Annotated in this window: 7 protein-coding genes; all 7 read left to right on the top strand. The window is 63.2% G+C overall.

What is annotated here, in order from left to right; all coding sequences use genetic code 11:
• Positions 1-120 precede the first annotated feature (120 nt).
• The 7 genes from NJ75_RS07125 to NJ75_RS07095 all read left to right on the top strand — a co-directional run bounded on the left by NJ75_RS07125 (position 121) and on the right by NJ75_RS07095 (position 8,570).
• A complete protein-coding gene (locus NJ75_RS07125; protein WP_236727084.1) occupies positions 121-2,373 on the top strand; it encodes a DEAD/DEAH box helicase family protein in 2,253 nt (750 codons plus the stop codon).
• Positions 2,374-2,396: 23 nt separating this feature from the next.
• Positions 2,397-2,822, top strand: coding sequence for a hypothetical protein (locus NJ75_RS07120; protein WP_039332858.1), 426 nt, complete (start codon positions 2,397-2,399; stop codon positions 2,820-2,822).
• Between the two features lie 280 nt (positions 2,823-3,102).
• Positions 3,103-4,050: an NAD(P)H-binding protein gene (locus NJ75_RS07115; RefSeq protein ID WP_039332943.1), complete on the top strand. Its 948-nt coding sequence runs from the start codon at positions 3,103-3,105 to the stop codon at positions 4,048-4,050.
• Between the two features lie 68 nt (positions 4,051-4,118).
• Positions 4,119-5,534 (top strand): FGGY-family carbohydrate kinase, encoded by a 1,416-nt coding sequence (locus tag NJ75_RS07110; protein WP_039332857.1) that lies wholly within the window; start codon positions 4,119-4,121, stop codon positions 5,532-5,534.
• On the top strand, positions 5,531-6,676 hold the full coding sequence (lldD, locus tag NJ75_RS07105; protein WP_039332855.1) for an FMN-dependent L-lactate dehydrogenase LldD: 1,146 nt from the start codon (positions 5,531-5,533) through the stop codon (positions 6,674-6,676). The genes NJ75_RS07110 and lldD overlap by 4 nt, the downstream gene beginning before the upstream one ends.
• A gap of 19 nt (positions 6,677-6,695) precedes the next feature.
• Entirely contained in the window at positions 6,696-7,769 is a 1,074-nt protein-coding gene (rhaT, locus tag NJ75_RS07100; RefSeq protein WP_039332853.1) for an L-rhamnose/proton symporter RhaT, read from the top strand.
• 27 nt (positions 7,770-7,796) lie between these two features.
• A complete protein-coding gene (locus tag NJ75_RS07095; RefSeq protein ID WP_039332851.1) occupies positions 7,797-8,570 on the top strand; it encodes a DeoR/GlpR family DNA-binding transcription regulator in 774 nt (257 codons plus the stop codon).
• The last annotated feature ends 180 nt before the right edge of the window (positions 8,571-8,750 follow it).

The following is an 8,750-nucleotide window of genomic DNA, read 5'->3' as shown; positions in this document are numbered from 1 at the left end:
GCCCGGACAGGGTCAACGAGAAGAAGTGGGGAATTTTCAAATGTCACTTCTGGGGCATTTTACTCCGCCATCAACACCAAGGGCAAGGAAAACCCGCATTTCGGTTCATCGCGCGAATGGATGCGCTGCACACCCGCCGACGTGCTGACGGCGATTGCGGAGTTGCAAAGCGGCGTGGAGCTTTCCGGCACGCACCACGAAAACTTTCCCATGCGCGCCGAGCAGGCGGCGGCGGTTGAGCAGACGCAGACCTATTATCAGTCCCGTTGGGCCGAAGACCCGAAGGCCACGCCACGTTTCCTGTGGAATGCCAAGATGCGCTTCGGCAAGACCTTCACCAGCTACCAGTTGGCCAAGCGGCTAGGGGCGAAGCGAGTGCTGGTCGTCACCTTCAAGCCAGCAGTGGAAGACGCGTGGGAAGCGGACCTCAAGAGCCACCAGGACTTTGACGGCTGGCGCTATATCTCAGCGCAGGCGGGCGGCGATCCGGCGGAGGTGCCCGATGATGTCCCGCTGGTCTATTTCGGATCGTTCCAAGACCTGCTGGGCCGTGATCGCGCTACCGGAAACATCAAGGCCAAGAATGAGTCGATCCACCTGACCGACTGGGACCTCGTCATCTTCGACGAGTACCACTTCGGCGCATGGCGCGACACCGCCAAGGAACTATTCGAAGGCGAAGAAGCTGCCGTCGTCAAGGAACAGGCCAAGCTCGAAGCCGATCTCGATGCGGTGAACGAAGAGCTTGAAGTGCTGTCCCAGTCGGAAACCGCCTTCCTGCCAATCCGGACGCGCGCCTACCTTTATCTCTCCGGCACCCCGTTCAAGGCGCTGGCCACTGGCGAGTTCATTGAAGAGCAAATCTTCAACTGGACCTATACCGACGAACAGCGCGCCAAGGCCGAATGGGCTACTGCTCGCCCCGGCGAGCGCAACCCCTATGGCGCGCTTCCGCAAATGCGCCTGCTGACCTACCAGATGCCCGAAGAACTTCTCGCCATCGCCAGCGGCGGAGAGTTCGACGAGTTCGACCTCAATGAGTTTTTCAAGGCCAACGGTGCAGGCCCGCTGGCGCAATTCGTCCACAAGGACGAAGTGCAGAAGTGGCTCAATATCATTCGCGGATCAGGCCCCGCACAGACCATCGAAAGCCTGAAGACCGGCACGCGCCCGCCCTGGCCCTACTCCGACGTCCGCCTCCTGCCTTATCTCAATCACAGCTTCTGGTTCCTGCCCACCGTCGCCGCCTGCGAGGCGATGAAGAACCTGCTGGAAGAGGACCAGAACGTCTTCTGGAAGGACTACAAGGCGATCGTCGCGGCGGGAACGGCGGCTGGCATAGGTCTCAACGCCCTGCCACCGGTGCGCAATGCTATCGGCAACGGCCACGATACCAAGACCATCACGCTCAGCTGCGGCAAGCTGACTACGGGCGTCACCGTGCCACAATGGTCGTCGATCCTGATGCTACGCAATCTGAAATCGCCCGAAAGCTATTTCCAGGCGGCGTTCCGGGTGCAGTCCCCTTGGTCGATCAAGAATCCCGAAGGCGATGATCCCAATCGCGAGGAAGTGCTCAAGCCCGTCTGCTTCGTGTTCGATTTTGCCCCGACCCGCGCCCTGCGCCAGATTTCTGAATACGGCATTGGCCTGTCAAACGATCCCAAGAAAACACCGGAGCAGCAGGTCGCCGACCTCGTCTCGTTCCTGCCAGTGCTTGCCTACGACGGCGCAAACATGATGCAGATCGATGCAGGTAGCATCCTCGATTATGCCATGGCGGGAACGTCGGCAACGCTGCTCGCCCGCAAGTGGGAATCGGCGATGCTGGTCAACGTCGATAATGATACGCTCGCGCGCGTCCTCTCGAACGAAGAAGCGATGGCGGCGGTTGAGCGGATCGAAGGCTGGCGCGCACTTGGCGACAACGTGATCGAGACGATCATCAACAAGAGCGAGAAGGTCAAGGACCTCAAGAAGAAGGCCAAAGAAGGCGATCTCTCCGAGAAGGAGAAAAGGGAACTGACTGACGAGGAGAAGGAATACAAGTCGCTGCGCAAGAAGGTTCAGGAAAAGCTGATCAAGTTCGCGACGCGCATTCCGGCCTTCATGTATCTGACCGATTACCGCGAAAACACTCTCCAGGACGTCATCACCAAGATCGAACCGGTCCTGTTCCGCACGGTGACCGGCCTGACCGTGGCCGACTTCGACCTTCTCGTGCGACTCAAGGTCTTCAACACCGAGCGCATGAACGCCGCTGTCTTTGCGTTCAAGAGATACGAAGATGCCTCGCTGCGATACACCGGCATCGATAGCCATGAAGGGCTGACGCATATCGGTGGCTACGACACAGTGATTGCCAAGGACTGACCACCGAAGACGAAGGATGGTGCATGCCGAGCTGGATCAAGGAACAAGACGGCCTAGAGTGGTACGACGAGACCTACACCACCAAGCAGACCAACCAGAAGAAGGCCCAACTGCACAAGAAGGTCGAGAGCGGTAAGCTGCGGTCTCTCCCTGGTCCCGATGGCAAACCAGCATGGTATGCCAAGCCCGATGTCGAGCTACTTCGGGAAGCGTTTCTGAAGCGGAAGCAGGCAGCGAAGGCTTGGAAGCCGAGCGACCAGCAACTGGAAGCCAAGCACACGCGGGAATGGAAGGCAGACGTCGAACGCGATCGTGAGGCACATCGCCGGAACTTCGGCTACACCGGAGCGCTAGGCCCTGGTCGAGTGAGCGCAATTGGCGCGCACCAGGAACGCGTCATGGCTTATGACATCGAGCAGGCGAACAAGAAGAAATCCGGAGAGGAATAGGCGGACGCAACTCGCCTGTTTCCATGGCGAACACTGGCGCATTTGGACGAACGAAACAGTGGAAAAAATGGGGTAGCATGAACCCGCCGGGGGCCACATTGGGGGCCATGTCCAAAATCGAACTCATTTTTCTTCAATAATATCATATCACTAGACGATTTTCGCGGTTCCGTCCCCGGGCACCATTTCCATCGATCTTCACATCGCCGCTTGATCGCCTTTGCGATCTGCTTGACTGTTCCCGCCTGAGGCCTGTTCGTTGGTGGGCCGGGAGGAAGCGATGCGGGTCTGCGTGGCTGGGGGGACGGGGACAATCGGGCGTGCGGTAGTTCGCAATCTGGCGAAGCGCGGGCATGTGGTCAGTTGCCTTACGCGACGGCCGGATGACGGTCTGGCAGCGATTGCGGAAGTCATCCTCGCCGACCTGTCATACACAAACGTCTTGTGGCGCACCTTCGGTGAAGGTCGGTTCGATGCGGTCATCTCGTGCATCGCTTCGCGCACCGGAGTGCCGGGCGATGCCTGGGCGGTGGACCACCGGGCCAACCTCAACCTGCTCGATGCCGCGAAGGAGGCTGGCATTGGGCACTTCGTGCTGCTTTCGGCCATCTGCGTTCAGAAGCCGCTGCTGGCGTTCCAGCATGCCAAGCTGGCGTTCGAGGCTGCGCTTGTCGCATCCGGCATCCGCTATTCGATCGTCCGCCCTACCGCCTTCTTCAAATCGCTCTCCGGACAGATCGAACGGGTCAAGGCCGGAAAACCGTTTCTCGTCTTCGGCAACGGCGAATTGACCGCCTGCAAGCCGATCAGCGATGGCGATCTTGCAGCCTACATTGCCGAGTGCCTCGAGCATGAGGAGCGCTGGAACCGCGTGCTGCCGATCGGTGGCCCCGGCCCTGCGCTGACTCCGCGTCAGCAGGGCGAAGCGCTGTTTGCGATGCTCGGAAAGGAGCCGCGCTTCCGCTCGGTGCCGCTGGGGCTGCTCGACACGATTGCCGGGATCCTCGGCCTCGCTGGCAAGGTCATTCCGAGCCTGGCGACCAAAGCGGAACTGGCGCGGATCGGGCGGTACTATGCCAGCGAATCGATGCTGGTGCTCGATCCGGCAACGGGCCGCTACGATGCCGATGCCACCCCATCGACGGGCAGCGACACCCTGTTCGACCATTATCGCGCCGTGCTGGATGGCCGTGCCAGCGTCGATCGCGGCGATCACGCGGTCTTCTGAGTTTTTGCTGGAAACGATCATATTTGATTGCTATTGATCGTTTATTGAAAAGTCTGCGGGAGAGCGCAGTGCCATCAGGCGCAACCATCGTCATCGATCTCGGCAAGACGCTGAGCAAGGTCAGCCTGTGGGACGCGGGCGGGACGATGCTCGACCGTCAGGTGCGCCCCAACGTGCCGCTGGAAATGGGCGGGATCCGTCGGCTCGATGCGCCCGCAACCGGCAAGTGGCTGATCGAGACGCTGGCTCGCTACGCCCATGCTCCGGTGGAGACGATCGTGCCGGTCGGCCACGGCGCGGGCGTGGTCGCGCTGGTCGATGGTGCGATGGCATTCCCGCCATTCGATTACGAGCAGGCCCTGCCGCCCGAGATCATGGCCGAATACCGCGCCCAGCGCGATGCCTTTGGCATGACCGGCTCCCCCGCTCTGCCCGATGGCCTGAACTTCGGCAGCCAGCTGTGGTGGATGGAGCGCCTGGCGCCCGAGGCGATGGCCCGCGCCACGTTGCTGCCCTGGGCGCAATACTGGGCGTGGTTCCTCACCGGCAATGCGTTGAGCGAAGTGACCAGCCTTGGCTGCCATTCAGACTTGTGGTGCCCGCAGGAGGCTGACTTCTCGCCCATGGCCAGACGCCTCGGCTGGGAGGAGCGCTTTGCCCCGCTCGCCCGCGCCGGCGATACCGTCGGCAAGATCCGCCCGGAGATTGCCGCGCAAACCGGTCTTTCTCCAAACGTCCGCGTGCTCGCCGGCCTGCACGATTCCAACGCCGCCCTGCTCGCCGCCCGAGGTTTTGCCGAGATGGCCGATCATGAGGCCACCGTGCTGTCCACCGGCACCTGGTTCATCGGTATGCGTTTGCCCGCAACGCCGGTCGATACGGCAAGCCTGCCCGAGGGCCGCGACTGCCTCGTCAACATAGACGTCCATGGCCGCCCCGTCCCCTCGGCGCGCTTCATGGGCGGTCGCGAGATCGAGACGCTGATCGAGATCGATACCCGCCGCGTCGACATCAAGCCTGACCAGCCCGCGCTTCTCGCGGCCGTGCCTGAAGTTCTGCGCGCCTCCCGCATGGTCCTGCCCACCCTGATGCGCGGTTTCGGCCCCTATCCGCAGGGCACCTTCGGCTGGGTCAACCGCCCGGAGGACTGGTACGAGCGCCGCGCCGCCGCCTGTCTCTATGCCGCGCTGGTCGCAGACACCTCGCTGGACCTGATCGGCTCGTCAGAACGCCTGCTCGTCGAAGGCCGTTTTGCCGAGGCCGAAGTCTTCGTGCGCGCGCTTGCCGCCCTTCGCCCCGACACCGCCGTCTATACCGCCAACGCCCATAACGACGTCTCGTTCGGCGCGCTGCGCCTGATCGATCCCACGCTCACCCCGCGCGGTGAACTCGTCCGTGTCGAACCGCTCGATGGTGACCTCGACACCTATCGCAACCGCTGGCACGCCGAGATCGACGCCGCGCCCGAGAGAACCGCCGCATGATCGCCGCCTCCATATCGGACTTCCGCGAACTCGCCCGCCGCCGCCTGCCCCACTTCCTGTTCGAATACACCGACGGCGGCTCCTACAGCGAGACGACGCTCAGGCGGAATGTCGAGGACCTGCGCGATATCGCGCTGCGCCAGCGCGTGCTTCGCGACGTTTCGGGGCTTGACCTGTCGACCGAACTGTTCGGCCAGAAGCTTGCTCTGCCTGTCGCCCTCGCCCCCATCGGCCTTGCCGGGATGAACGCGCGGCGCGGCGAATGCCAGGCAGTGCGCGCAGCCGAAACGGCTGGCATCCCTTTCACCCTCTCCACCGTCTCGGCCTGCTCGCTCGCCGAGGTGGCCAAGGCGGCAGCCAGGCCCTTCTGGTTCCAGCTCTACATGACCCGTGACCGCGGCTTCATGCGCGAATTGCTGCAGGAAGCGGTGGAGCTGAATTGCTCGACGCTGGTCTTCACCGTCGACATGCCGGTGCCGGGGAGCCGCTATCGCGACTATCACTCAGGCCTCGCCGGTGCCTCCGGGCTAACGGGCGCCATCCGCCGCACCCTGCAGGGCGCAGTGAAGCCTGCCTGGGCGTGGGATGTGGGCGTGATGGGCCGCCCGCATGGCCTCGGCAACGTGATCCGCAAGCTTGAGGGCAAGACCGGGATCGAGGACTTCTTCGCGTGGATGCGCGAGAACTTCGACAGTTCGATCTCGTGGAAGGACCTCGATTTCATCCGCTCCGAATGGAAGGGGCCGCTGGTCATAAAGGGCCTGCTCGATGCCGAGGACGCGGTGGAAGCGGCAAACCTCGGCGCCGATGGCATCGTCGTTTCCAACCACGGCGGCCGCCAGTTGGATGGCGTGCCCTCCACCGCACGCGCTCTGCCTGCCATTGCCGAGGCCGTGGGCGACCGGCTGACCGTGCTCGCCGATGGCGGCGTGCGTTCGGGGCTCGACGTGGTGCGCCTGCTCGCGCTTGGCGCAAAGGGCGTGCTGCTCGGCCGCGCCTGGGTCTTCGCCCTTGCCGCGCAGGGACAGCAAGGCGTCGAGCACATGCTCCGCCTGATCGAGGCCGAAATGCGCGTCGCCATGACGCTGACTGGCGTGAAAAGCATCAGCGAGATCGACAGCTCGATCCTCGTGAAGCCATAAGAACAAGGGACAGGAACCGATGGGCGCGAACCCGCTGCTGGGCGTAATCTTTCACTGGATCGGGGGCTTCTCCTCGGCCAGCTTCTATGTCCCCTACAAGCGCATCAGGCTGTGGTCGTGGGAGGTGTTCTGGCTGGCAGGCGGCCTGTTCTCCTGGGCGATCGCGCCGTGGCTGTTCGCCTCGATCCAGACGAAAGACCTCATTGGCGTCCTCTCCGCAACGCCGCGAGAAACTCTGATGTGGTGCTGGTTCTGGGGGGCAATGTGGGGCTTCGGCGGGCTGACCTTCGGCCTGACCATGCGCTATCTCGGCCTCTCGCTCGGTATGGCCGTGGCCTTGGGGCTGACCACCGTGATCGGCACGATGGGACCGCCGATCTTTGACGGCACACTGAGTGCCATCGCGGCAACGACCAGCGGCAAGCTGACGCTCCTTGGCATCCTGATCACGCTGGCGGGCATCGTCGTGGTCGCCCGCGCCGGCAATGCCAAGGAAGCCGACCTTGGTGGCGCAGCATCGGAGGGCGTGGCCGAATTCAACCTTCGCAAGGGCTTGCTTATCGCGACCTTCTCGGGCGTGATGTCCGGCTGTTTTGCCTGGGGCCTTGCCGCGGGCCAGCCGATCCGTGACCTGACGCTGGCCGCAGGCACAGATCCGCTTTCCCAGGGTCTCCCGGTACTCTGCGTCGTCCTCGCCGGTGGCCTCACCACCAATGCGCTGTGGTGCGCCTGGCTGATCGCGAAGAACCGCAGCTTCGGCCAGTTCTTCGGCGCAGCCTCGCCCGAGGCACAGCCGGGCGAACGTCCCAACCTGCTGGCCAACTGGCTGCTGGCCGCCTTGGGCGGCACGCTATGGTACGGCCAATTCTTCTTCTACACCATGGGCGAGAGCCAGATGGGCGAATACGGCTTCTCCTCGTGGACGCTGCACATGGCCTCGATCATCCTCTTCTCCACCCTCTGGGGCTTCGCGCTCAAGGAATGGAAGGGCGCATCGCCCCGCACCCGCGCGCTGGTGTGGACCGGTATCGGCCTCCTCGTCGGCTCGACCATTGTGATCGGCGCTGGCAACATGCTGCAGGCGAGTGCATAAGCGCCAAGTTAGGGACGATCGGGCACCATGCACGCGGCAGAACGGGAAAGACGCATCTTCGAGGCGCTGCGGCCAACCGGCTTTGTCAGCTATCGCGATCTCGAAGTCCTGCTCGATGCCTCGCCCGCGACGATCCGGCGTGACCTGACACGGCTCGAGGAGTCCGGCCAGATCGTCCGCGTTCACGGTGGAGCCAAGCTTCCCGAAACCGAAGATGCCGGTGGGCCGCGCCTTCTCGGCACCTCGTTCGATCAGAACATTACCCAGAACCTCGGCCCAAAGCAGGCAATCGGCAAGGCTGCAGCGGCGCTGTGCAGCCCAAGCGAAGGCGTGATGATCGATGGCGGCACAACCACGCTGCAGATGTGCCCCCATCTCGACGGTCTCGGACTGCAGGTGCTGACCAACTCGCTGCACATCGTCAACGCACTGCTCCCGCAGGCAGGCACGCGCATCCTGCTGCCATCGGGCGCAGTGTTTCGCGAACAGAACATCATCCTTGCCCCCGCCGGCGAGGAATCGATGCCACGCTTCCACGCCCCCCGCCTGTTCATGGGTGCCGCCGCCATCGGCCCGCAGGGCGCGATGCAGGCAGACCCGGTGCTGGTCGCCGCCGAACGTCGCCTGATCGACCGTGCCGAGGAAGTGATCCTCCTCGTCGACAGCAGCAAGTTCCGCAGCCAGTCAGGCACCATCGTCTGCGGTCTGGACGAGATCGACACCGTGATCACCGACAGCGGCATAACGCCGGAAATGGCAAAAACCCTGCAAGACGCCGGCGTGAAGCTGGTAATTGCCTGAACACAGAACAGTTCGGCACAACCGGAACACTGCCCCCTCCTCCGCTCGTCCTGAGCCTGTCGAAGGACACAAGCACAACGCCGGATGCTTCGACAAGCTCAGCATGAGCGCACTGGGAAGGGCCTTTGCTCCGATCCCGCTCGTCCTGAGCCTGTCGAAGGACATGCGCACGGTGCCAGA

This window comes from Novosphingobium subterraneum (genome assembly GCF_000807925.1).
In the GTDB taxonomy this organism is placed as follows: Bacteria; Pseudomonadota; Alphaproteobacteria; order Sphingomonadales; family Sphingomonadaceae; genus Novosphingobium; species Novosphingobium subterraneum.
Note: the sequence above shows the minus strand (reverse complement) of the source record. Positions and strands in the feature narration are given on the sequence as shown.